The organism is Mycolicibacterium sp. CBM1 (assembly GCF_054073305.1).
Map to the genome: position 1 here is coordinate 134,960 of NZ_JBSXPP010000016.1, position 22,896 is coordinate 157,855.

A 22,896-nucleotide genomic window follows, 5' to 3' on the forward strand; every position below is an offset into this window, starting at 1 on the left:
CACCTCACCATGGTGCCTGGTGACGCCGAGATCGACGAAATGCTGCGAGTTACTCGTACTTCTTCTGCCAAATGTTGGTTTGGGCGCAAGGGCTACTTGGGCCTGCTGCCGGCGGCGACTTCCTCGGGATACTCGGCGTAGAACGGCACGTAGCCATCCTCCCGGCCGGCCAGCACGTAGAGCGGGTCCTTGATCTCGTCCCCGTCGGCTCCGTAGCCCTGCTTGCGCAGGTCGACCTTGCGGCTCTTGAACGTCGAGGTGGTCTCCAGCGACTCCACGATCCGGATGAACAGCGGCGCGGCATAGCTGGGCAGGTTGGCGTACACGGTGTCGGACAGCGTTTTGCCGTCGAACTCGACACCGTCGCGCAGTTTGATCGCCGCCATCCCGGCCCGCCCGCCGGTGTGGGGCACCTCGACGCCGAACACCGTGGCCTCCTCGATGTTCTTGTCCTCGGACAGGGCGGCCTCGACCTGGGTGGTGGCGACGTTCTCGCCCTTCCAGCGGAACGTGTCACCGAGCCGGTCGGAGAACGCCGCATGCCCCATGCCCTGCGGACTCATCACGTCACCGGTGTTGAACCAGACGTCGCCCTTCTTGAAGGCGTCGCGCACCAGCTTCTTCTCGGTGGCTGCCTTGTCGGTGTAGCCGTCGAACGGCGAGAGCCTGTTCACCGGGCTGATCAGCAGCCCCGGCTGCCCCGGCGGCACCTTGCGCACCCGGCCGCTCTCGTCGCGCACCGGATCGCCGGTCTCCGGGTCGTACTCGACGTAGGCCAGCGGCAGCGGGCTGATCCCGGTGGACTTCGGGACGTTGAAGACATTGATGAAGGCGGTGTTGCCCTCGCTGGCGGCGTAGAACTCGGCCACCCGGCCGATGCCGAACCGGCGGGTGAACTCCTCCCAAATCTCCGGGCGCAGTCCGTTGCCGGTGATGACGCGGATCTTGTGCGCCCGGTCGGTGTCCTTCGGCGGCTGGTTGAGCAGGTAGCGGCACACCTCGCCGATGTAGATGAAGGCAGTGGCCTCCATCTCGATGACGTCGTCCCAGAACCTCGACGCCGAGAACGACTTGCCCAGTGCCAGTGTGCCGCCGGCGTTGATCACCGAGGACAACGCGACCGTCAGGGCGTTGTTGTGGTAGAGCGGCAGCGGGCAGTACAGCGTGTCGTCGCTCTTGAGCCGAAGACCCAAGCCGCCGAACGCGGCCAGTGCGCGCAGCCAGCGGTGGTGGGTCATCACACTGGCCTTCGGGTGGCCGGTGGTGCCCGAGGTGAAAATGTAGAACGCGGTGTCTTTGGCCCGCACCTGCGCGGCCGACGCCGGGTTGCCGGTGGGTTTGCCCTCGGCCTGCTCCACCATCTCCTCGACGGTCATCAGTTGGGCGATCTGCGCGCCGCTGTCGTTGATCGCTTCGATCAGATCCGACTCGGCGACCACCACGGTGGCGTCGAGCAGACCGATGCTGTGCGACAACACATCTCCGCGCTGGTGGTAGTTCAGCATGCCGGCCACCGCGCCGCACTTGACCGCGGCGAGCATCATCAGCACCGCGTTGGGCGAGTTGCGCAGCATGATCCCGACGACATCGCCGTGGCCGACACCCTTGTCGGCCAGGACGGCCGCGTACCGGTTGGCGGTCTCGTTGGCCTCGCGATAGGTGAGCTTCTGCTCCCCGAACCGGATGAAGACCCGATCGGCGTAGCGGGCCGCACGGTCCTGGAACACCTTGCCGATCGAGGCCTTTGAGGTGGGCAGGGCCAGCAGCCCGGTCAGCGCACCCCGCGCGATCACCGGGGCGTCCATCACCACCGCCGGCAACCGGGTCGCCAGGTCGAGCAGTCCGACCGAATGCTTGTGCGAGCCAGAGTCGTCACCGGGCACGTGTGCCACCTCTCATGGTTTGGGGCGTGGCGGCCAGCCTAACGGCGGCCGGTCGAGCAGAACTCCAGTGCGGTGTCGACGTCGTCGGCCACCAGGAGCCGGCCGAGGGCGGCGGATGCGACGTAGCCCGTGTCCACCAGAGATGCCAGCCAGGTCCGCAGGCCGTCATAGTGGCCGGCGGGATCGAGCAGCACGACCGGCTTGTCATGCATTCCCAGGTACCCAGCGGTCCAGGTTTCGAAAAGTTCCTCCAGCGTGCCGATTCCGCCGGGCAGCGTGATGAACGCGTCGCTGCGGTCTTCCATCACCTGTTTGCGCTGCCGCATGGTGTCGGTGACGATCAGTTCGTCGGCGTCGACATCGGCGAGTTCGCGGTGCACCAAGGCTTTGGGGATGACACCGACGGTCCGTCCGCCGTGCGCCCGGGCACCGTCGGCTACCGCGCCCATCGCCGAGACGTTGCCGCCGCCGGAGACCAGGGTCCAGCCCCGGTCAGCGATCCCCTCACCGACCCGGCGGGCCAGGTCGAGCAGGTCGGGATGGCGTGGGCCGGAGGCGCAGTACACGCACACCGCCCGTTCGGCACGGGTGTCAGGTTGGGGCTGCACCCGAGAAACCTAGCGCGCAGCATTTCGCCGTGCCCAGCCACGGCGGAGCCATACACTTCGGCGGTGTCACTGTCGCTGGAAGCCACGCTCGCCAAAGCGCAGGAGCTGGCGTGGCAGGGCCTCGGCCGCGAGGCCGCCGACGTGCTCGCCGGCATCGATCCCGCCGCCCTGAGCGAGTCCGAGCTGATGGCGTGGGCGCTGCCGCGAGCGGCCAATCAGTTCTGGATGCTCGACGAACCCGAACGCGCGACGGCATTCCTGCGCACGCTGCGCAACCGGGTGTCCTCGGGTCCGTCGGTGGCGACGGTCGACGCGCTGCTGGGCACCTTCGCGATGAACGCGGGCAGTCCCGAGCGGGCGATGGAATTGGCGGGTGTGGTGCTCGCGTCCGCCGACTCCGACGATCAGGCCATCGGGTGGGCGGCCGCGGCGGCCGCCCTGTGCAGGGCGCGGATGGGCGCCTTCGCCGACGTCGACGACCTCGCCGAGCGGGCCATCGCCGCCGGGCATCCGGGGTTGCTGCGGTTCACCTCCGCGTACGGCCAGACGACGGCGCTGGTGCTCTCCGGTGAGCTGGATCGGGCGCAGGAGCTGGCCCAGCAGCTGGTGGACGACGCACACCGCGGTCAGCCCGCCCACGCGATCGGGACACTGCTCGTGGCCGACGTGCTGATCGCCCGCGGTGATTCCGCCCCGGCAGCCGAGCTGCTCGAGGAGTCGGCCACCGCACTGGCCCCGACCGGCTACTCCTGGGGGCCGCTGGCGTGGATGCTGCTGGCTCGGGCCCACGCCCAGGCCGGCCGGCTGGCCGACGCCGGACGGATCCTGGCACGGGCGGAATCCAAGCACGGCCTGAAGTCGATGCTGTTCGCTCCGGAGCTGGGGCTCGCCAAGGCGTGGACGGCCGCCGCCCGCAGGGACAGGCCGGAGGCGATCGCCGCGGCCCGCGACGCCGCCCGGACCGCCGAGCGCGGCGGGCAGTCGGCTGTCGCGGTGCGCGCCCTGCTCGATGCGGTCCGGCTCGGCGACACCCGGGCGGCCGACGTCCTGGAACGGCTGAGCGTCGACGCCCTGGTCGCACGTCTGGCCCTCGAGTACGCCAGGGCACTCACCGCACGTGAACCCGACCGACTGCGGGCGGCCGCGGCGGAGTTCGCCGCCATCGGCATGGCGGGCGTCGCCGCGGACGCCGAACGGCAGGCTCAGGACATCGCGGGCTGACCCGTCAGGTAGCGGCGCAGCGCCTGTGTGACGGCGGTGATCTGCGCGACGGCGACGCGTTCGTCGCGCCGGTGCGCCAGGTTCGGATCACCGGGCCCGTAGTTCACCGCGGGGATGCCCAACGCGGCGAATCGGGCCACGTCGGTCCAGCCGTACTTGGCGCGCACCATGCCGTCGGCGGCCTCCACCAGCGCCGCGGCCGCGGGGTGATGCAGGCCGGGCAGCGCGCCGGCGGCGGCGTCGGTCTGCTCCAGGTGCACGTCGAGTCCGTCGAACACCTCCCGCACGTGGGCGAGCGCGTCCTGTGGGGTGCGGTCGGGGGCGAACCGAAAGTTGACGGTCAGTGCGGCCGCGTCCGGGATGACGTTGCCGGCCACTCCCCCGTCGATCCGGACTGCCGACAGCCCCTCGCGGTAGGTGCAGCCATCGATGTCGACGATGCGCGCGTCGTAGCCCGACAACCGGTCCAGGACGGCGCCGAGCTTGTGAATCGCGTTGTCACCCAACCACGATCGGGCCGAGTGCGCCCGGGTCCCGGTCGCCGAGATCCCCACCCGCAGGGTGCCCTGACAGCCGGCCTCGATGTAGCCGCCGGACGGCTCACCGAGGATCGCGACGTCGGCGGCCAGCCAGTCCGGCAGCTCCCGTTCGATGCGGCCCAGGCCGTTGGCCGAGGCCTCGATCTCCTCGCAGTCGTACATCACCAGCGTGATGTCGTGCACCGGGTCGGCGACGGTGGCGGCCAGATGCAGGAAGACCGCGTCACCGGACTTCATGTCGGAGGTGCCGCAGCCGAACAGGTGATCGCCCTCGAAGCGGGACGGCACGTTGTCGGCGATGGGCACGGTGTCGAGGTGACCGGCCAGCAGCACCCGCGACGGGCGGCCGAGGTTCGTGCGGGCCAGCACCGCATCACCGTTGCGGACGACCTCGAAGCCGGGGGCCTGCTCGCGCAGCGCGGCCTCGACCTCGTCGGCGATACGGGCCTCGTCGCGCGACTCGCTGGGGATGTCGACGAGGGCAGCGGTCAGCGCGATCGGATCCGCGCGCAGGTCTATTGGGGCGGCCACAACTTCCCAGGCTAGCGGGCGTGCGCCATGGACTACCCTCTAGCACCGTGACTTCTGCTGCAGGTATCGGACTGGCCACTGTGACCGAGGACGGCACCGTCCTGGACACCTGGTTCCCGGACCCCGAATTAGGCGCCTACAGTCCGGCGGGCACCACCCGGCTGTCGGAGGCCGACGCTCCCGACGAGTTCGCCGCGCTGACCGGACCCGACGCCGACCGCGGTGTCGAGGTGATCGCGGTCCGCACGGTGATCGCCGACCTGAACGACAAGCCCGCCGACACCTACGACGCCTACCTGCGGCTGCACCTGCTCTCGCACCGCCTGATCGAGCCGCACGGCTGCAACCTGGACGGCATCTTCGGCGCGCTGACCAATGTGGTGTGGACCAACTACGGCCCCTGCGCCATCGAAGGGTTCGAGCAGACCCGGCTGCGGCTGCGAAGCCGCGGTCCGGTGACCGTCTACGGCATCGATAAGTTCCCGCGAATGGTCGACTACGTGGTACCGGTCGGGGTGCGGATCGCCGATGCCGACCGGGTGCGTCTCGGTGCGCATCTGGCCCCGGGCACGACGGTGATGCACGAGGGGTTCGTGAATTTCAACGCCGGCACGCTCGGCGCGTCCATGGTCGAGGGCCGTATCTCGGCGGGCGTGGTCGTCGGTGACGGCTCCGACGTCGGCGGCGGCGCGTCCATCATGGGCACGCTGTCCGGCGGTGGCACGCAAGTGATCTCGGTCGGCAAGCGCTGTCTGCTGGGTGCCAACGCCGGCCTGGGCATCTCCCTGGGTGACGACTGCGTCATCGAGGCCGGCCTGTATGTGACCGCCGGCACCAAGGTCACCACGCCGGATGGCTCCACGGTCAAGGCACGCGAGCTCTCGGGTGCGAACAACCTTCTGTTCCGGCGCAATTCGGTGACCGGCACCGTCGAAGTGGTGGGCCGCGACGGCGAGGGCATCGCGCTGAACACGGCGTTGCACGCCAATTAGACACGGCGTTGCACGCCAATTAGACAGAGGCGTTGCACGCCCATTAGACGTATGAAAGATGGCGGCCCGGGTATAGCTGGTGCGTGCCAGCCGACCCGAAACCCGTTCCTGACGACCTGAGGCGATTGGCGGCCGCGCACGGCGTCGCCACCTCCTATCGCTATCGCAACGAGCGGCGCGAGCCGGTCCAGGTCGATGCCGCGGTGGTCATCCGGGTGCTCGGCCTGCTCGAGGTCCCGGCCGCCACCGCTGCCGACCGCGCCGCCGAATTGGCCAAGTTCACCGAGCACGGCCGCACCACCCTGCTGGCCCCGACCTTGTCGGTGCGATTGACCGGCACGCCGCACGCGGTGGCCGGCGCCGCCCTGCTGGTGAGCGAGGACGGCACCCAGGTCGCACCGGATACCCCGTGTATCGACCACGACCTGGTGTGGGCCGCCAAACGAGCTGCGCTGGAACTTCCTTGGCGCAGCGCGGGCAGGCCGAGCCCGCTGGACGTGTCATCGGCGACCACGGCCCTGGCCGACTGGGCGACCTACTGCGCGCTGGCCGAGCGGCACGGCGGCCGGTGGAGGCGCTGGCCGGAACCGCTGCGCGATGTCCGCGGGGCGGCGGTGGCCGCCGCCCGTCGGGAACTCGCGCCGCGGGTCGACTTCCACGCCTGGGTGCAACTCCAGTGCGCCGAGCAACTGGCGGCCGTGCGCGGCACCGCCCGCACCGCCGGGATGGCACTCGGGGTGTTGCACGACCTTCCGGTCGGGGTGGACGCCGAAGGCGCCGACGCCTGGGAACTGGCCGACGTGGCGGCCGGACCGGCCGGCCGCCACCGGCTACTCCGCACTGCGAGATATGCTGCGCGCCATCCTTTCCCACGCCGACGGTCTCCGGATCGACCATGTCGCGGGGCTGTGGCGGCTGTGGTGGATCCCACCGGGCGACACCCCGATCTGGGCACCTATGTGCACTACGACGCGGAGGTCATGCTGGCGGCTCTGGCGCTGGAAGCACACCGGGCCGGCGCCGTCGTGGTCGGCGAGGACCTGGGCACGATCGAGCCCGAGGTGACCGAGGCCCTGGCCGCCAACGAGATGGCTCGGCTCGGCGGTCTCGTGGTTCACCCGCGACGAGTCCGCGCCGGCGCAGCCGCTGCTGCGCGCCGCCGCGTGGCCGGCGCGCGCCGCCGCCAGCCTGTCCACCCACGACCTGCGGCCCACCGCAACGGGATTCCTGCGCGGTGAGCATGTCCGGGTTCGAGCAGAACTCGGGATGCTCGACGACGTACCGGCCGAAGCGGCCACCGCGCAGAAGGAACGGGCCGAATGGCTGGCGCTGCTGGAGTCGGAAAGGCTGCTGTCGGAGTCCGAACCCGACGAAGCCGCGATCGTCCTGGCGATGCACCGGTTCCTGGCGTCCACCCCGAGCCGGCTGAAGCTGATCTCGCCCTACGACGTCATCGGCGGTGCCCGCCAGCCCAACCTGCCGGGCACCGTCGACGAGTACCCGAACTGGCGAATCCCGCTGTCCGCCACCCTTGAAGAGATCCGCGCCGACCCACGGGTGCGCGAAACGACGGCGGTCTTCCAGCCGTGAGTCGCTACCTGGCGGACAGGATGCAGAACTCGTTGCCCTCCGGGTCGGCCAGCACCACCCAGGTCTGCTCACCCTGACCGATATCGACCCGGCGGGCCCCCAGCACCAGCAACCGGTCCACCTCGGCCCGCTGATCGTCGGGAACGAAGTCGAAGTGGATGCGGTTCTTGACCACCTTGTCGTCTCCGACCGCCAGGAACAACCAGTCCGGCCCTGCTCCGGCCGGCGCCCGCAGCGCGACGTCGCCGTCCTCGGTCTCCTCGGCCGGCCAATCCAGCACCGTCGACCACCACGATGACAACGCGTGGATGTCGCGGGCGTCGATGCAGATGTCGCTGAACCTCAGCCCCATGTCATCAGCTCCTTCTTGACCACTTTGCCCATCGCGTTGCGCGGCAGCGAGTCGACCAGCCGGACCTCCCGGGGCCGCTTGTGGACCGAGAGTTGTTCGGCGACGAACGCAATCAACTCCCCCGGCTCGGCATCACCGACCACGAATGCAACGATCCGCTGCCCCAGGTCGGCGTCGGGCAAGCCGACGACGGCAGCTTCGGCGACACCGGGATGACCCAGCAGGACGGTCTCGACCTCGCCGGCGCCGACCCGGAAGCCGCCGGACTTGATCAGGTCCACCGATTCGCGGCCGACGATGCGGTGCATCCCGTCGGCGTCGATCACGGCCGCGTCACCGGTGCGATACCAGCCGTCGGGTTCGAACGCCTCATCGGTGGCGTCCGGCCGGTTCAGGTATCCGTCGAACAGGGTCGGGGCCCGAAGCTGAAGGCTGCCAATGGTTTCCCCGTCGTGCGCGACCTCGGAGCCGTCTTCGGCCCGTAACCGGGTCCGCACCCCGGCCAGCGGTAGTCCGACCCAGCCGGGCCGGCGTTCCCCGTCGGCCCGGGTGCTCAGGGTGATCAGCGATTCGGTGCTGCCGTACCGCTCGACGGGCGCATGCCCGGTCAGCTCAACCAGCCGGCTGAACACCGGTACCGGTAGCGGCGCGCTACCGGAGACCAGCAGCCGCGCCGAGGACAGCGCGGCGGCGCTCGCCGCGTCGTCGACGACCCGCGACCACACCGTCGGCACCCCGAAGTACAGCGTTCCGCCGGCGGCGGCGTAACCCGCCGGAGTCGGTTTGCCGGTGTGTACGAAGCGGTTTCCCACCCGCAGGGAACCGAGCAGGCCGAGCACCAGACCGTGTACGTGGAACAGCGGAAGACCGTGCACGAGGGTGTCCTCGGGACTCCACTGCCAGGCCTGCGCGAGCGCGTCGATGTCGGCGGCGATGGCGCGGCGGCTGATCAGGACGCCCTTGGGCAGGCCGGTGGTACCGGAGGTGTACATCACCATCGCGGTGGCGTCCGGCGCGGGCTCCGGGTAGCGGTGCCACGAGCGGGCGTGCAACCGCACCGGGATGTGCGGCAGCCCAGCGGGATCCGGCGGCGCCTCCCCCAGCCAGGCCTGCGCACCCGAGTCGGCGAGCATGTGCGCCCGCTCGGTGACCCCGACGTCGGCGGGCACCGGCACGAACGGCACACCGGCGATCAGGCATCCGGTGACGGCCAGCACCGTTGCCGGCGTCGGGGTGGCCAGCACCGCCACCAGATTCGCCCCGCCGACCCGCTCGGCCACCGAGGTGGCGGCACCGACGAGATCACTGCGCGAGAGGGTGGCGCCGTCGATACGCACCGCGTCGCCGATGTCGGCTCCGGCGGCGACGGCGCCCGGATTCAGGGAGGCCAGCAGCACCCGAACGACGCTACCCCGATACTGGCCTGGTGAAGCCCATCACCCAGACCTCAACCCGCGAGGTTTACCGCAACAACTGGATGACGGTGCGTGAGGACACCATCGAGCGCCCAGACGGGTCCGCCGGCATCTACGGCGTCGTCGACCGGCCGGACTATGCCGTTGTGATCGCCGTCGACGGCGATCGACTGGCGTTGGTGGAGCAGTACCGGTACCCGATGGGCGCGCGCCGCTGGGAGTTCCCGATGGGCACCACCCCCGACCAGCCTGACATCGACCCGCGCGAACTGGCCGCCCGCGAACTTCGCGAGGAGACGGGGTTGACCGCCGGCTCGCTAAGGGTGTTGGGCCGCCTCGATGTCGCGCCGGGCATCATGAGCCAGCGCGGCTGGGTGTTCCTGGCCACCGACATCACCGAGGGCGAACCCGAGCGCGAGCACGAGGAGCAGGACATGCACTTCGCCTGGTTCCCGCGCGCCCGATTCGAGGAGATGATCCTGGTCGGGGAAATCACCGACGCCCAGTCGATCGCCGCGTACGCACAGTTGCTGCTTGTCGAGCGTTTGCGGCGCTGACCGGCGCGTCGTCACCCGGTTGCGACAGGTGAGGTTAACTGACGGCTACGCTGATTGTTCGCAACGAGGTTTCGAGGAGCCATGAGGTCCGGCCGCGGGAGTCTGGGTGTCACGCTGTTCACGGTCGCCGTAGTCCTTGCTGCCGGGCTGTTGAGCCCGGCCTCGGCGCACGGTCAACCGCAGGCGTGGACCGGGCGCTATCAGATGGTGACGTATGCCTCGCAGAAGGCGGGCACGTCGCCGGCAAGCCGGCAGAAGGAAAGCGACTTCGGCGCCACGTTCACCCTGTCAACGACGTGCTCCGCGGGCAGCTGCGTGGCCACCGTGGTCGACGGCCCGGCGCCCAGCAACCCGACGATCCCGCAGCCGATGCGGTATGTGTGGAGCGGCTCGGAGTGGGCCAGCACCTACGACTGGGTCTGGGACTGCTTCCTCGGTGACGGCAACCAGAAGGCCTGGAGCCCGGCCACCTCCTGGGCGTTCTATGCCTCACAGCCGGACGGGTCGCTGCGCGGGACCTGGCACACCGACATCGCACAGGGGCCCTGCCGGGGCAGCGTGGTCATGCCGGTCGCCGCCGTTCCGGCCTAGAGAGTCCAGGCCGCTGTGTGGGACTCGGCACAATGGAGATCGATGGCGCAACCAAGCACGTCGGCGCGTAACCGGTCGATGGATCTGTATCGGGTATGCGCGCTGCTGCTCATCGTCGTGGGGCATTGGGTGGCGGCGGCGCTGACGTTCTCCGACGGCGCCTTCTGGCGGGAGAACCCGCTCGTCGAGTTGCCCTGGACGCAGTGGCTGACGTGGTTCTTCCAAGTGGTGCCGGTGTTCTTCGTGGTCGCCGGCTACGCCAGCGCGGTGTCGTGGGAGCGACGCAGCGCGCAGGAACCTAGGCAGGTGTGGTTGCGCCGGCGACTGGCCCGCCCGCTCGGGCCGACGGTTGTGTACGTGGTGTTCGCGCTGCTCGTGGTGGCGGTCCTGATCGGTGTGGGGGTGGCCGGCTCGGAGTTGGACTTCGGCGCCTGGGCGGTGGCCATGCACCTGTGGTTCCTGGGCATCTACGTGCTGGTGATCGCACTGACGCCGGTCGCGGTGGCCGCACACCGCCGGTGGGGGCTGTGGGTGCCGGCCGCGCTGGTGATCGCGGTGGCTGCCGTCGACGTGGCGACCATCGGCGCCGGCGTGCCGTACCTGGAATGGCTGAACTACCTGCTGCCGTGGGCGGCGCTCTACCAACTCGGCATCGCCTGGCAGGACGGCACGGTGCGTACCCGCCACGAGGTGCCGTTGGCCTGCGCGTCGGCGGTGGCGCTGGTGCTACTGGTGACCGTCGGGCCATACCCGATCAGCATGATCGGGGTGCCCGGCCAGACCCTCAACAACACCTCGCCGCCGAATCTGGCGCTGCTGGCACTCGGGCTCACCCAGACCGGGCTGGCGCTGTCGATCGCGCCCGCGGTGAACCGGGCACTGAATTCGGCACGCGCCCAACGATTTCTGGCGATCGCCAACGACAACGTGATGGCGCTGTACCTGTGGCACATGGTCCCGGTGGTGATCGTGGCGCTGGTGGGCTACCCGAGCGGACTGTTGCCGCAGCCGGAGCTGGGGTCGGGTGCCTGGTGGTGGTTCCGGCTGGCGTGGGTGGGAATCCTCGCCGTCGTCGCACTGCTGGAGTTGCTGCTGCTGTGGTGGGGTCGGGCGTTCTTCGCCGCACCGGTGCCCGCCGTCGCGATACCGATCCCGCCATGGGCGGGCTGGGTGTTGATGTCCGCGGGAACGCTGGCCGTCGCCGCGTCGCTGACCAAGATCGCAATCGACGGTTTCGCGCCCGGCGGGCATCTGCCGATCGGGACCGCGGCGTGGTTCGCCGCCGGTGTGGCGCTGATCGCGCTCACGCCGGCCGATAGGCATGCAGACCGAGCCTGACCGCCAGGACCAGCCCCGCCACCCCGATCAGGACGCGCAGCGGTGTGGCCGGGGCATGCCGCACCACCACGGGACCGAGCCGGGCACCGACCAGCCCGCCGAGCCCGAGGACGATCATCTGCGGCCAGTGCACCGGTGCGAGGAACACGAAGACCAGGGCGGCCACGGTGTTGGCCAGGCCCAGCAGCACATTCTTGGCGGCGTTGGCATGGGCCAGGCTGGCCGAGCCGAGGTGCAGCAGCATCGCCAGGAACAGCACGCCGGCGGCGGCCCCGAAGTAGCCGCCGTACAGCGCGATGCCGAAGATCGCGAGCACCTCGGCGGCCACTGCCCCGCGGTGCCGCACACCACCGGCGGGTCCCGGCCGGCGCGGAACCACGATCGCCACAGAGGCCATCCCCAGCAGGATCGGCACCAGCTTCTCGAAGGCGTCGGCCGGGGTGGTCAACAGCAGCGTCGCGCCGACACCGCCGCCGAGTGCGGCTATCGGAGCGCGGCGCGCCAGCCAGCGCCACTGACCGGCCAGCTCCGGGCGTGAGCCCCATGCCGAGCCGATCCCGTTGAACACCAGGGCCACGGTGTTGGTGACGTTGGCCGCCACCGGGGGCAGGCCGACGGCCAGCAACGCGGGATAGGTAGCCACCGAGGCGAACCCGGCGATACTGCCGGCCAATCCGCCCAGCACACCGGCGATCACCAAGGTGACGGTGTCCAGTGCGCTCAGGGTGCCTCAATCAGTTCCGGTGGATCAGTACTCGTAGGAAGAACATCAGGTTGGCCAGGTGTTCGGCAAGTCGGCGCGCGACATCACAGTTGGCCTGGCGGCGCCGACGTCGCCAGGGCCCACCTCGCCGTGCGGACCGGTGCGATCAAGCGGTTGCGTCTTGGAGCTGCCGGCGGAGGGTATCGACATCCCAGTAGTAGGCCTCTCGGCTGATCAATCCGTCCGGAGTGATCTCCCAGACGCCGGTCGTGTTCCAGGACACCGGTTTGTGGCTGGCCGCACAGCCGAGGAAGTCGCCCTCGTGAGTTCCGGTGATGACCAGTTCGGCCATCACCACGCCACCGGCGCCGATGATGTGCCGCACTCGTTGATCACAGCGGAAGTCGGGGAACGCGGCAAACAATGGCGCGAACACATGCTCGGCGATAGCCCGGCGACCGGTAAACGTCTCCGGTCCGGCACAGTCGAAGAACTCGGCGTCCTCGGTGTACATCTCGACGATGTCGCAATCGTGTTCGGCGCACCGCGCGAAGTAACGGCGGACAACGTCGATGTCGTGAATGCTGATACCAAGCTCCTAGGTCGGTGTGGGGGCAGGCGGCGGGGTGAGGTCACTGAGTACCGACACGATCTGCCAGGTGCCGTTACTGCGGACCATTCCGAACACGTCCACGGCTGCCGCCGCGGGGCGGTGGCGGAAGTTCATCGTGAAGTACTGATAAACGACGGCAACGTCGCCAAAGAAGTGAACGACACTCTCCCCGGGTGTTTCGGAGTAGCCATGATCGGTCAGCTGGTGGGCCATTTGGGCGCGCTTGTAGTCCGGCCAGGTCATCACCGAAACGGCTGGATCGTCGGGGAACACCCGTAACGCAAAGACGGCGAGGGGCGCGTAGAGCTTATCGGCGGCCAGCCAGTCAGGTTGACCACCGGGATCGAATTCGAGTATGGCGTAGGCCTTTTCGACTACCTCGAGGACAGCTCGCCGGTCCGATTGGGTCATCGTGAGACCCGCAGCCGCGGTTTGACTTCGGTACCGAGGAAGTCGATGAAGCCCGCCAGATCGGGCTCGTCCTCGGTGGGCTGGATGGTCACCGACGTCACACCCATTCGGGCTAGGCGGAGGATGGCCTCGGCGATCTCACCAGCGTCGCCGCCGACACCGACATCGGCGGACGGCGCGGGGTTCCACCGGGCGACTTCGTCACGGACCCGAGGGCGAGCGCCGTCACCGGTTGCCGCGATGAGGATGGCGACGACTTGATGGTGTTGCGAGCTGGCCGCAACGGTACCGAGACGTTCAGCGGCGATGAGTTCACACGCTTGCCGGATCTCGCTGTCTCCCTGCCCGGTGTCGAGCAGCGTGCCATCTCCGGCCCGCGCGGCCAGGCGCACAGAGTTGGGCCCTCGCCCGCCAAGCATCAGCGGAACACGGTGCAGCGGTGGGTACTTGAGTGCGACGTCGTCGATCTGAAGGTACCGTCCCCGGAAGGTCACCGTGCGCCCATCCAAGAGCTGACGAAGCACGTCGTGGTACTCGCGCAGCAGCGTCATCGGTGACGCTACGCGCGCTCCGACTTGAGCCATCCAGTCCTGCACACCGTGACCGACCCCGGCGATGAAGCGCCCCGGGAACAGCCGGTGCAGGCTGGCCAACTCCATGGCAGTGAGCGCGACGTTGCGCAGCGGCGCGGGCAACAGTCCGATCCCGACGGCGATCCGCTGACTACTCGCCAGCGCAACCGCAGCCGTGGACACCCCGCCGTGGGTGAAACAGTCTTCCCACAGCCAGAATTGGTCCAGTCCGGCCGCATCGGCCGCGGCGACTGCTGACTGAAGTCGTTCTGGCTGGTAGCCGGCGACAAAGGCGATTCCGAGCTGAGGCGTCCCGGGATGGCTCATGACGGGACGGCGACCGCGCTGCCGGCGACCAGTGGGATAGCGGGGGCATCCACCCGGTCGGGCATGACCACGATGGCGATTCCGTATACCAGAATGGCGATCAGCCCGGAACCCAGTGTGGTCAGGTCGATTCCGCCGGCCACATCCGCTAGCGGCATCACCAACGAACCCGTGTTGACCGCAAGCGTTCCCACCACTGCGCCGCTGAGCCAGGCAATGACCGCGGGCAAGTTCCAGCCGCCGGTGAACCAGTAGCGGCCGCCGTGGCGCCCCTGGGCGAACGCCTGCAGGTCGTGCAGGTCGTAGGCGCGGTGGCGATTGCGGATAGCGGCGATGACCAGCACCGCGACCCAGGGAACGGTGATCGCGTTGAGGAAGACCGTCGCCGCGGTGAACGCGTCGGCGACATCGAAGGCGAACACGCCGAGGTAGACCAGCACGATGGACAGCACGGCGGCGATGATGGTGGTCTGGATGCGGGAAAGCCGGGCCAGCAACGATTCCAGGTCAAGTCCGGTGCCGTACATGCTGGTGACACCCTGACCCAGGCCGCCGAGCACACCGACGACGAGAATGGGCAACACGTACCAGCTCGGGGCGTTGTTCACCAGATCGAACATGTAGGAGTCGCTGGTCTGGACGAACGCCGCCGCCGTGAACATGCCGAACACCATCGGGACCACCTCCCCGACGATCAGTCCACCGGCTATCGCGGTCAGCACCTGGCGGTCGCTGAATCTGGTCCGGGAGATGCGTCGGCTGTAGTCACCGATGATCGTGGCGTATGACACCGGCCCGGCGACGCCCAGGACGAACGACAGCAACCACGTCTGCCAGTAGCTTCCCAGGGCATATTCCCCGGAAGTCCTTGTGGCGTCGAAAGTACCGGCATAGGCGAACACACCCACGGCCAACGCAACGCCGACCACGACTGCGATGACCTTCTGGGTGGCGACGATGGTGGCATGACCGTAGAGGGCGATGACGATGAACAGCACCGTGATCACGCCGTAGGTGATGGCACGGACCCAGTTGTTGTCGGCCAGTCCAAACAATCGGTGACCGGATGCCACGACGGCGTCGCCGCTCGTCCATACGGTGACTGCGGTGTACACCAGGGTCCCGACGACGGTGAGACCGGTGCCGATCAGCCGGCCGTTGATGCCGTAGTGCGCGCCGCTGGAGACGGCCATATTGGTTCCGGTGCGTGGACCCAGAAGCGCCACCCACATCGTCAGCAGCGAGCCCGCGACGATACCCAGTGTCATCGACACCGCGGCGCTGCTGAACGTCAGACCGAACGTCATCGGCAGCCACCCGTAGACGACGACGGCCCAGCTGAAGTTCAGACCGACGAACACGTAGAACAGGTTGCGGGGCCGGGAGGTACGGCCCTCTTCGGGCAGGCATTCGATGCCTGCTTCCTCGATACGACCCACGACATCTGTCGTGGCTACCTGCTCGTTGGCCATCGCACCATCCTTGATTGGAATGCCTGCTACTGACTGACGCGTCGGTCAGTATAGTGACCAGAACGGTATGCGCTGCCGCGGGCACGCGCAATCCCTGGCGCAATCCGTAACGGGGAGGAAACAGTCGCGATTGCGCAAACCCGCCGATCGGGTGCGGTGCAACACCACCTCGCACGCCTCAGAGCGCCGACCGACCGCGTAGGTTGTGTTCCATGTCGAGGTCCAATCGTGAGGAGCTGCTTCGAGCGGCGTGGTCCGTGATCGCCGTCCGCGGGGTACACGGACTGCGGGTGGAGGACGTGGCCGAAGCGGTCGGAGTGACGAAATCCCTGGCCTACTACCACTTCAAGTCGCGCGCCGGCCTGCTGGCCGCCACCCTGGACTACAACGAAGGACTCGCCCCGACCACGATTCTGCGCACCGCGGACGGCGACGGATTGAACCGCATTCGTGAGGCGGCCCTCACCGAGTTCAGCAATTCGGAGCCGGTCCGGATGAACAATATCGTCTGGCACGAGATCAACGCCGCAGCCACCTTCGACGACGAGTTGCGCGACCGCGTCAACAGCATGACCCGCCGCTGGGTTGGGGAGGTCGCCGAGGCCATCGCGGAGGGTCAGCGCGACGGATCTATCCGGGCCGACGTCGACGCCGAGACCGCCGCCGAGGCGCTCACCGCTCTGATCGCGGGATTCATCGAGCGAGTCCTGATCGATGAATCGTGCCGCGACCGGGCCCGAAACGTGGTGTCGGAGTGGATCACCGAGCGGCTTCGGCCCGTGGCCAAGCAGCGTACCCGCGCGCACTGACCGGCCAACCCACCCGAGATCGCGCCAGACTATTCCCACCACTTCTTGCGGAGCCCCGCCGTCATGTTCTCGGCCGCGTCATCGGTCACGATGATGTTCTGCTCGAATCCGACCAGGTCGCCATTGGGCGCATTGAAGTAGACCTCGACCGCGAAGGTCATGTTCTTGACGATGACGATGTCGCTCTCCCCGGTGAGCCACGGCGCCTCCAGGCCGAGGCCGATCCCATGGCCGAAGTACGGCCACATCGCGGCATGTTTGACGTGGGTATCGAGCGTGGCCCCATCATCGGCGAGTTGGTCGGCGAATCCGTTCTCCCGCATCCAGGCCGTGCCCAGCTCATAGATGTCGCGGCAGCGCAGTCCGGGCCGTATCGCGGACACCAGGTGTTCGACGAGGGCGATCGTGCCGTCGATCACCCGGAGCTGATCCGCGCTCGGCGTCCCACCCACGACAGTGGTGCGTGCGGTGTCGGTGAAGTAGCCACCGATGCTCCCCCACGCATCGACATGAAAGATGTCCCCGGCTGCCATGGGTCGCTCGAAATCCCAACTGGGCAAGGCCCAATGCGACTTCAACTTGTTGCCATGCGGCCCGGATGCAATGTCGAGGTCAGCCGGAATGCCACCGTGCTCGGCGAGGTAGGCCAGCCCCGCACCAGCAACCTGTCCCTCGGTTGCGCCAGGAACGGCAGCATCGAGCATGGCCGACATCCAGCCGACGCCGACCTGGGCCGCCTCGCGAATGAGATCGAGTTCGGCGTCGCTCTTGACCGCACGCAAACCGGTGAGAATGTCATCGGCCATGATCCAGGCGACCTCGCGCCCCAAGGCATTGAACATCATCCGCTGGTGGCTGGCGAGGAACACGTGATGGCCGACCAGCCCTATCCGACGATCGTGCAGGCCCAGCCCCTTCAACGCTTCAGCCACACCGACCGCGACGTTCATCGAGGGCCGGACATCGGCGATATCGACGCTGTCCTCGTCGTATTCGGGCAGGTCCACAATGAGCACCGGATCGCCGTCCACAGGCAGGATGAGCGCCGAATACGATCGCCCACTCCACAATTCGGTATCCGGTTCGGCCGATGAGATCGCCGGAAAGTGATTCGTCAGATAGAGGATGTCGCCATAGAAGTCGACCGCCGGCCCGCCGCGTCCCCACACCAGCAGCGCATCGAGCCCGCGCGACTTCGCCTGCGCCACCGCTTCCGCACGGCGCTGCCCCAGTTCCTCGCGGGGAATTCGACGTGCAAGCATCCGGGCTCCTATCGATACGGCCAGTTTACTGACTGACGCGGCAGTCAGTGAAACTGTATTGACCGTCTCCCGCAACGTCAAGCGCTCGGACGCCAGTGACTTCCCGGCTCCAAGGCACGTCGTATTCCGGCACCGGGCTCACACCGCGACCAGCGACAAAGAGGCTACGTCCGGTGAGCCAATGCTCGCAGGAAGAACATCAGGTTGGCCGGGCGTTCGGCAAGTCGCCGCACGAAGTAGCCGTACCACTGCGTACCGACCGGCACGTACACCCGCACCTGGTTGCCGTCGTCCGCGAGCCGGCACTGCTCGTCGTCCCGGATTCCGTAGAGCATCTGGTACTCGAATCCCTCTGCACCGCGGCCGAATTCGCGGGCCATACCCGCCGCAGCGGCAATGATCGCCGGATCATGCGAGGCCACCATGGGATACCCGGAGCCGGCCATCAGGATCCGCAGGCACCGCAGATAGGAGTCGGTGACCGTGCCGGGGTCGCGGTAGGCCACCGACGCCGGTTCGTCGTAGGCGCCCTTGCACAACCGGATCCGGGCGCCGGCCCGCGCGAAATCGGCGCAATCGGCCTCGGTGCGTGTGAGATAGGCTTGCAGAACCGTTGCCAGCCAGGGGAACTCGGTACGCAATTCGCGAACGATCGACAGCGTCGAGTCGGTGGTGGTGTGATCCTCGGCGTCGACGGTGACCCACGCGCCGATCTGCTGGGCCCGCGCACAGATGGTGTGGGCGTTCTCCAACGCGATCTTCTCCCCGTCGCGGGGCAACGCCTGCCCCAGCGCGGACAGTTTCAGCGACACCTCCAGTGGACGCACAGTCGCCGCGCTGTCCTCCGCGCGGGCACCCAGGGCGGCGAGCAGCTGCAGATACGCCGTGACCGTCGCTTCGGCAGCGTCAGCGTCGGTGACGTCCTCGCCGAGGTAGTCGATGCTGACCATCCGGCCGGTGCCGCGCAACACGGCGACGGCCATCAGCGCATCCTCAACCGACTCCCCAGGAACGAACCGGCGCACCACATCCCGGGTGATGGGCAGCCGTTCGGCGCTGTGCCGCAACGACTCCGAACGGGCAGCAGCCAGGATCGCCGGGCGGGCGACGCGGGTAAACGTACTCATCACCGCTCCTGTCGCATGTGCGGGTAGGTGTGGTCGGTGGCTGCGACGAAGGTCTCCTTGACCGACCGCGCCGAGGTCCAGCGCAGCAGGTTCAACGGTGAACCCGCCTTGTCATTGGTACCCGAGGCCCGCGAGCCGCCGAACGGCTGCTGCCCCACCACCGCACCGGTCGGCTTGTCGTTGACGTAGAAGTTGCCGGCGGCGAAGCGGAGCCGCTCGGCGGCCAGCTGGACGGCGGCGCGGTCGTCGGCGATCACCGCACCGGTCAGCGCGTAGCGCGAGCCGCCGTCGATCACCGGCAGAATGTCCTCGAACTGCTCGTCGGGATAGACGTGCACGGCCAGGATCGGCCCGAAGTATTCGCAGGAGAACGCCTCGTCACCCGGGTCGTCGGACAACACGACGGTGGGCCGGACGAAAAAGCCTTCGCTGTCGTCACATTCGCCGCCGACGGCGATGGTGACACCGGGCGCGCTTTTCGCCCGCTCGATGGCCTGACGGTTCTTGGCGAACGCCCGGGCGTCGATGACGGCGCCGCCGTAGTTGCTCAGATCGGTCACGTCGCCGTAGGCGAGCGCCGCTGTGGCGGCCAGGAAGTCGTCGCCCATCTGCCGCCACACCGATCGGGCGACATAGGCGCGCGACGCCGCCGAGCACTTCTGCCCCTGGTAGTCGAAGGCGCCGCGAATCAGCGCGGTGCGCAACACATCCGGGTCAGCTGAAGCGTGCGCGAGGACGAAATCCTTGCCGCCGGTCTCGCCGACGAGCCTCGGGTAGCTGTCGTAGTCGGCGATGCGGGTGCCGACCTCGCGCCATAGGTGCTGGAAGGTGGCCGTCGAGCCGGTGAAGTGGATTCCGGACAGCCGCCGGTCGGCGAGCACCACGTCGGAGACCTCGTACCCGTCGCCGGTCACCAGGTTGATCACCCCCGGCGGGAGGCCGGCCGCCTCGAGCAGCTGCATCGTGAGATAGGCGGCGAAGGTCTGGGTGATCGACGGCTTCCACACCACGGTGTTGCCCATCAGCGCGGGCGCGGTGGGCAGGTTAGCGGCGATGGCGGTGAAGTTGAATGGGGTGATCGCGTAGACGAAGCCATCCAGCGGCCGGTAGTCGGTGCGGTTCCATACGCCCGGACCGCTGATCGGCTGTTGGGCCAGGATGCCGCGGGCGAAGGCGACGTTGAACCGCCAGAAGTCGACGAGTTCGCAGGGCGCGTCGATCTCGGCCTGGTAGGCCGTCTTGGACTGGCCCAGCATGGTCGCGGCGGCAATCTTCTCCCGCCACGGGCCGGCTAGCAGGTCCGCGGCGCGCAGGAACACCGCCGCGCGGTCGTCGAACGGGGTGGCTGCCCAGTCGGCTTTGGCGGCCATCGCCGCCTCGACGGCGGCAGTCGCGTCGGCGGTGGTGGCGTTGGACAGCGTGCCCAGACGGATGCGGTGGCGGTGCGGGGCGACGACATCGATGCGCTCGCCGTCGCCGCGGCGATGACGGCCGCCGATGACGTGGGGTAGGTCGAGAGGTTCGGCGGACAAATCGCGCAGGGCCGCGACGAGGCGGTCCCGCTCGGCGGATCCAGGGGCATAGTCGTGCACCGGTTCGTTGACCGGCGCGGGGACATCGGTGCGGGCGTCCATGGGACAAGGATCGCCGCGCAGGGACGTGAAACTGTTGGCCGATCGGACAAGACTTGATCGGCCTATCCGTAGAATCAACCAACATGCGGGAGGGTGGTGTCGGGCTCGGCCAGCTGGTGTTGGCGCTGGATTCGACGCTGGTCCGCCTGGTCGACGCGCCCCGCGGCCTGGACCGCCCGGTTCGGTCGGCAGCCCTGATCGACGCCGACGACGTGCGCCTGGGCTTGTCCGTCAGCGCCGGCTCGGCGGACGTGTTCTTCCTGTTGGGCATCACCGACGCCGACGCGATCCGCTGGCTGGACCGGCAGTGCGCCGCGCACGGACCGCCGGCGGCCATCTTCGTCAAGCAGCCGTCCGGCGCGGTGGTCGCCAGGGCCGCCGCGGCCGGCACGGCCGTCGTCGCCGTCGAACCCCAGGCCCGATGGGAGCGGGTGTACCGGCTGGTCAACCATGTCTTCGAGCACCGAGCCGGTCCGCTGTCGGATTCCGGGACCGACCTGTTCGCACTGGCGCAGTCGGTCGCCGACCGCACCCACGGCATGGTCAGCATCGAGGACGCCCAGTCGCATGTGCTGGCCTATTCGGCGTCCGACGAGGAGGCCGACGAATTGCGCCGGCTGTCGATCCTCGGCCGGGCCGGTCCGCCCGAGCACCTGCGCTGGATCTCCCAGTGGGGCATCTTCGACCGGTTGCGCGCCGGCACGGAGGTGGTCGCGATCGACGCACGCCCGGAGCTGGGCCTGCGCCCACGGCTTGCCGTCGGCATCCACCGCGCCGACGCACAGTTCGCCGGCACGATCTGGGTGCAGCAGGGCAGCCGAGCTCTGGCCGACGACGCCGAGGAGACCCTGCGCGGCGCGGCGGTGCTCGCCGCCCGGATCATGACGCGGTTGGCCGCCCGGCCGTCGGCGCATCTGCTGGCGGTCCAGCAGCTGCTGGGCCTGGCCGACGCCGACGGGCTCGACGCGGGATCCCTGGCACGCGAACTCGCCGTGACCGCCGACGGGCGCGCGGCGGTGATCGGTTTCGACACCGGCACCGAGCACCGCGGGCTGGCCGGCGTTCTGGCCTTGAGCGCCAGCGCTTTCCGCCCGGATGCCCAGGTGGCCGCCAACGGCTCGCGGGTCTACGTGGTGTTACCGGACTCGGGCAGGACCGCGGCCGTCGTGTCGTGGATCCGCGGGACCATCGCCGCACTGCGCGGCGAACTCGGCGTGGAGCTGCGCGCGGTCATCGCCTCACCGGTGGCGGGGCTGGCCGCCGCCGCCGCCACCCGCCGCGAAATCGACCGGGTCCTCGACAGCGCCGAACGCCACCCCGGCACCCTGGGCGCGGTGACGAGCCTGGCCGAGGCCCGCACGACGGTGCTGCTCGACGAGATCGTCACCCTGGTCGCCGCCGACGAGCGGCTCGTCGACCCTCGGGTGCGGCGGCTGCGCGACCAGGAACCCGCGCTCGCCGAGACGTTGCGGGTCTACCTCGACAGCTTCGGCGACGTGGCGACAGCAGCCACCGAGCTGCACGTACACCCCAACACCGTTCGCTACCGGGTGCGTCGTATCGAGCAGGTGATGGGCACCTCGCTGGCCGATGCCGATGTCCGGCTGGTGCTCGCGTTGAGTCTGCGCGCGACCGCTTGATCAGGGCGGTCAAGCAGCCGCGCCGAAGAACCTGAAAAAAATCTGAGCCCTTTGGTAACGATGTGGCAACTGGTGCCGATGAGGCTTTTGTCATGATTGGCTGTGAGCCCCGTCACGCGGCGTCGCATCGGGTCGCACCGCCGGTCTTGGCACCACCAAGAAACCTCGGTGAACCGGGCCCCCCGATCACCGTCGAACCACTGAGCACCTAGGGGTCAGTATGAAATACATGGGTCGAGTGCTGGTGGCGATGATCGCCGCCATCGCGGCGTTATTCGTCGGGACAGGTACCTCGCACGCAGGTTTGGATAATGAGCTGAGTCTGGTCGACGGCGGTGGCCGCACGATGACGATTCAGCAGTGGGACACCTTCCTCAACGGGGTGTTCCCGCTGGACCGCAACCGGCTGACTCGCGAGTGGTTCCACTCCGGCAAGGCCGTCTACAGCGTCGTCGGCCCGGGTGCCGACGAGTTCGCGGGCACGTTGGAGCTGGGCTACCAGGTCGGCTTCCCGTGGTCGCTGGGTGTGGGCATCAACTTCAGCTACACCACCCCCAACATCCTGCTCGACGACGCCGACATCTCCCCGACGGGCTTCAACCCGCTGGGCTCGGTCATCACCCCGAACCTGTTCCCGGGTGTGTCGATCAGCGCCGACCTGGGCAACGGCCCCGGCATCCAGGAAGTCGCCACCTTCTCCGTCGACGTC

The 22,896-nt window shown here is 68.6% G+C and carries 20 protein-coding genes and 2 pseudogenes; 9 read left to right on the forward strand and 13 right to left on the reverse strand.

Annotation, left to right across the window (positions count from 1 at the left end; genetic code table 11):
- Positions 1-92: 92 nt before the first annotated feature.
- Both fadD6 and ACXDF8_RS20415 read right to left on the reverse strand, forming a co-directional pair.
- Positions 93-1,883, reverse strand: a complete 1,791-nt coding sequence (gene fadD6 / locus ACXDF8_RS20410; protein WP_457225095.1) for a long-chain-acyl-CoA synthetase FadD6 — start codon at positions 1,881-1,883, stop codon at positions 93-95.
- A gap of 38 nt (positions 1,884-1,921) precedes the next feature.
- Positions 1,922-2,491 carry a cytokinin riboside 5'-monophosphate phosphoribohydrolase gene (locus ACXDF8_RS20415; protein WP_457225096.1) on the reverse strand — a complete coding sequence of 190 codons (570 nt, stop codon included), beginning with the start codon at positions 2,489-2,491 and terminating at the stop codon, positions 1,922-1,924.
- 75 nt (positions 2,492-2,566) lie between these two features.
- On the opposite strand from ACXDF8_RS20415, the pseudogene ACXDF8_RS20420 reads away from it, so the two are divergent.
- Positions 2,567-3,712: pseudogene (locus ACXDF8_RS20420) on the forward strand (AAA family ATPase); the annotation flags it as partial.
- Here the strand turns inward: ACXDF8_RS20420 and dapE are convergent.
- Positions 3,694-4,782 carry a succinyl-diaminopimelate desuccinylase gene (gene dapE, locus ACXDF8_RS20425; protein ID WP_457225097.1) on the reverse strand — a complete coding sequence of 363 codons (1,089 nt, stop codon included), beginning with the start codon at positions 4,780-4,782 and terminating at the stop codon, positions 3,694-3,696. The pseudogene ACXDF8_RS20420 and the gene dapE sit on opposite strands and share 19 nt — an antisense overlap.
- Before the next feature lie 47 nt (positions 4,783-4,829).
- On the opposite strand from dapE, the gene dapD reads away from it, so the two are divergent.
- Positions 4,830-5,774, forward strand: a complete 945-nt coding sequence (dapD, locus tag ACXDF8_RS20430) for a 2,3,4,5-tetrahydropyridine-2,6-dicarboxylate N-succinyltransferase (protein ID WP_457225098.1) — start codon at positions 4,830-4,832, stop codon at positions 5,772-5,774.
- A 428-nt stretch (positions 5,775-6,202) separates the two neighbouring features.
- A pseudogene (locus ACXDF8_RS20435) lies at positions 6,203-7,364 on the forward strand (4-alpha-glucanotransferase).
- A 4-nt stretch (positions 7,365-7,368) separates the two neighbouring features.
- On the opposite strand, the gene ACXDF8_RS20440 reads toward ACXDF8_RS20435, so the two are convergent.
- Positions 7,369-7,716: a VOC family protein gene (locus tag ACXDF8_RS20440; RefSeq protein WP_457225099.1), complete on the reverse strand. Its 348-nt coding sequence runs from the start codon at positions 7,714-7,716 to the stop codon at positions 7,369-7,371.
- Positions 7,707-9,113, reverse strand: coding sequence for an acyl-CoA synthetase (locus ACXDF8_RS20445; protein ID WP_457225100.1), 1,407 nt, complete (start codon positions 9,111-9,113; stop codon positions 7,707-7,709). Before ACXDF8_RS20445 ends, ACXDF8_RS20440 begins: the two co-directional genes overlap by 10 nt.
- 80 nt (positions 9,114-9,193) lie before the next feature.
- On the opposite strand from ACXDF8_RS20445, the gene ACXDF8_RS20450 reads away from it, so the two are divergent.
- The 3 genes from ACXDF8_RS20450 (at position 9,194) to ACXDF8_RS20460 (ending at position 11,617) form a co-directional block, all read left to right on the forward strand.
- On the forward strand, positions 9,194-9,688 hold the full coding sequence (locus ACXDF8_RS20450) for an NUDIX domain-containing protein (protein WP_457225121.1): 495 nt from the start codon (positions 9,194-9,196) through the stop codon (positions 9,686-9,688).
- Between the two features lie 81 nt (positions 9,689-9,769).
- Positions 9,770-10,279, forward strand: coding sequence for an Rv2253 family sensor-like surface protein (locus tag ACXDF8_RS20455; protein WP_457225101.1), 510 nt, complete (start codon positions 9,770-9,772; stop codon positions 10,277-10,279).
- A 42-nt stretch (positions 10,280-10,321) separates the two neighbouring features.
- Complete coding sequence (locus ACXDF8_RS20460; protein WP_457225102.1) at positions 10,322-11,617, forward strand: acyltransferase family protein; 1,296 nt, start codon at positions 10,322-10,324, stop codon at positions 11,615-11,617.
- Here the strand turns inward: ACXDF8_RS20460 and ACXDF8_RS20465 are convergent.
- The 5 genes from ACXDF8_RS20465 to ACXDF8_RS20485 form a co-directional block, all read right to left on the reverse strand.
- The gene (locus ACXDF8_RS20465; RefSeq protein WP_457225122.1) at positions 11,583-12,341 is read right to left on the reverse strand and encodes a sulfite exporter TauE/SafE family protein; all 759 of its coding nucleotides are present in this window, start codon (positions 12,339-12,341) and stop codon (positions 11,583-11,585) included. The genes ACXDF8_RS20460 and ACXDF8_RS20465 overlap by 35 nt on opposite strands.
- A gap of 145 nt (positions 12,342-12,486) precedes the next feature.
- Complete coding sequence (locus ACXDF8_RS20470) at positions 12,487-12,909, reverse strand: ester cyclase (protein WP_457225123.1); 423 nt, start codon at positions 12,907-12,909, stop codon at positions 12,487-12,489.
- 9 nt (positions 12,910-12,918) lie between these two features.
- A complete protein-coding gene (locus ACXDF8_RS20475) occupies positions 12,919-13,344 on the reverse strand; it encodes a hypothetical protein (protein WP_457225103.1) in 426 nt (141 codons plus the stop codon).
- Complete coding sequence (locus ACXDF8_RS20480) at positions 13,341-14,243, reverse strand: LLM class flavin-dependent oxidoreductase (protein ID WP_457225104.1); 903 nt, start codon at positions 14,241-14,243, stop codon at positions 13,341-13,343. The genes ACXDF8_RS20475 and ACXDF8_RS20480 overlap by 4 nt, the downstream gene beginning before the upstream one ends.
- Complete coding sequence (locus tag ACXDF8_RS20485) at positions 14,240-15,715, reverse strand: purine-cytosine permease family protein (protein ID WP_457225105.1); 1,476 nt, start codon at positions 15,713-15,715, stop codon at positions 14,240-14,242. The genes ACXDF8_RS20480 and ACXDF8_RS20485 overlap by 4 nt, the downstream gene beginning before the upstream one ends.
- A 212-nt stretch (positions 15,716-15,927) precedes the next feature.
- Between ACXDF8_RS20485 and ACXDF8_RS20490 the strand changes: the two genes are divergently transcribed.
- Positions 15,928-16,524, forward strand: coding sequence for a TetR/AcrR family transcriptional regulator (locus ACXDF8_RS20490; RefSeq protein ID WP_457225106.1), 597 nt, complete (start codon positions 15,928-15,930; stop codon positions 16,522-16,524).
- Positions 16,525-16,553: 29 nt separating this feature from the next.
- Here ACXDF8_RS20490 and ACXDF8_RS20495 read toward each other — a convergent pair whose 3' ends face one another.
- From ACXDF8_RS20495 to pruA, 3 genes are all read right to left on the reverse strand, one after another.
- Positions 16,554-17,786 (reverse strand): M24 family metallopeptidase, encoded by a 1,233-nt coding sequence (locus tag ACXDF8_RS20495; protein WP_457225107.1) that lies wholly within the window; start codon positions 17,784-17,786, stop codon positions 16,554-16,556.
- Between the two features lie 164 nt (positions 17,787-17,950).
- Positions 17,951-18,913 carry a proline dehydrogenase family protein gene (locus ACXDF8_RS20500; protein WP_457225108.1) on the reverse strand — a complete coding sequence of 321 codons (963 nt, stop codon included), beginning with the start codon at positions 18,911-18,913 and terminating at the stop codon, positions 17,951-17,953.
- Positions 18,913-20,547, reverse strand: coding sequence for an L-glutamate gamma-semialdehyde dehydrogenase (gene pruA / locus ACXDF8_RS20505; RefSeq protein ID WP_457225109.1), 1,635 nt, complete (start codon positions 20,545-20,547; stop codon positions 18,913-18,915). Before pruA ends, ACXDF8_RS20500 begins: the two co-directional genes overlap by 1 nt.
- Before the next feature lie 83 nt (positions 20,548-20,630).
- Here pruA and ACXDF8_RS20510 point away from each other — a divergent pair, with 83 nt between their 5' ends.
- Together ACXDF8_RS20510 and ACXDF8_RS20515 are read left to right on the forward strand one after the other, a co-directional pair.
- Positions 20,631-22,187 carry a PucR family transcriptional regulator gene (locus ACXDF8_RS20510; RefSeq protein ID WP_457225110.1) on the forward strand — a complete coding sequence of 519 codons (1,557 nt, stop codon included), beginning with the start codon at positions 20,631-20,633 and terminating at the stop codon, positions 22,185-22,187.
- Positions 22,188-22,407: 220 nt separating this feature from the next.
- On the forward strand, positions 22,408-22,896 hold a 489-nt coding region (locus ACXDF8_RS20515), incomplete at its 3' end, for a porin MspA (protein ID WP_457225111.1).

Excerpts from the sequence above, each read along its gene's own strand:
- ACXDF8_RS20440 (WP_457225099.1), bottom strand. The coding sequence starts at position 7,716 with ATGGGGCTGAGGTTCAGCGACATCTGCATCGACGCCCGCGACATCCAC.
- ACXDF8_RS20450 (WP_457225121.1), top strand. The coding sequence starts at position 9,194 with ATGACGGTGCGTGAGGACACCATCGAGCGCCCAGACGGGTCCGCCGGC.
- ACXDF8_RS20455 (WP_457225101.1), top strand. The coding sequence starts at position 9,770 with ATGAGGTCCGGCCGCGGGAGTCTGGGTGTCACGCTGTTCACGGTCGCC.
- ACXDF8_RS20460 (WP_457225102.1), top strand. The coding sequence starts at position 10,322 with ATGGCGCAACCAAGCACGTCGGCGCGTAACCGGTCGATGGATCTGTAT.
- ACXDF8_RS20475 (WP_457225103.1), bottom strand. The coding sequence starts at position 13,344 with ATGACCCAATCGGACCGGCGAGCTGTCCTCGAGGTAGTCGAAAAGGCC.
- ACXDF8_RS20480 (WP_457225104.1), bottom strand. The coding sequence starts at position 14,243 with ATGAGCCATCCCGGGACGCCTCAGCTCGGAATCGCCTTTGTCGCCGGC.
- ACXDF8_RS20485 (WP_457225105.1), bottom strand. The coding sequence starts at position 15,715 with ATGGCCAACGAGCAGGTAGCCACGACAGATGTCGTGGGTCGTATCGAG.
- ACXDF8_RS20490 (WP_457225106.1), top strand. The coding sequence starts at position 15,928 with ATGTCGAGGTCCAATCGTGAGGAGCTGCTTCGAGCGGCGTGGTCCGTG.
- ACXDF8_RS20495 (WP_457225107.1), bottom strand. The coding sequence starts at position 17,786 with ATGCTTGCACGTCGAATTCCCCGCGAGGAACTGGGGCAGCGCCGTGCG.
- ACXDF8_RS20500 (WP_457225108.1), bottom strand. The coding sequence starts at position 18,913 with ATGAGTACGTTTACCCGCGTCGCCCGCCCGGCGATCCTGGCTGCTGCC.
- pruA (WP_457225109.1), bottom strand. The coding sequence starts at position 20,547 with ATGGACGCCCGCACCGATGTCCCCGCGCCGGTCAACGAACCGGTGCAC.
- ACXDF8_RS20510 (WP_457225110.1), top strand. The coding sequence starts at position 20,631 with ATGCGGGAGGGTGGTGTCGGGCTCGGCCAGCTGGTGTTGGCGCTGGAT.